This window comes from Paraburkholderia sp. SIMBA_030 (assembly GCF_046535245.1).
Lineage (GTDB): Bacteria > Pseudomonadota > Gammaproteobacteria > Burkholderiales > Burkholderiaceae > Paraburkholderia.
On the sequence record NZ_JAWRXB010000597.1, the window covers coordinates 1 to 270 of the forward strand.

Sequence of the window (270 nt, forward strand, 5' to 3'; positions counted from 1 at the left end):
CCTCAATAATCGTCAGGCTTTGCAGAGGAAACGTCTTCATAGGTGCCTTCCTTAAGCCGGAACGAACAGGCCAAGCCAGTAAAGAACATTCAGCAGAATACCGGTGATCATTACTGCCACGACCGGTGCCGCCATTTTCTGTACCGGACGGCCCAGGGATTCGTTGAGGAAGTAAATGGCAACCGCGATAGAGAATCCGGTATAACCCGCCATCTTAATTGCTGCGAAAATCGAACCGACCAGCAGCGCCACTTCCATCAGCATATTCAT

General features: G+C 50.7%; 1 protein-coding gene. It reads right to left on the reverse strand.

What is annotated here, in order from left to right; all coding sequences use genetic code 11:
- Nucleotides 1-51: 51 nt before the first annotated feature.
- Nucleotides 52-270 (reverse strand): YhfT family protein (locus SB772_RS41340; protein WP_001549663.1); only part of this gene is annotated, 219 nt, incomplete at its 5' end.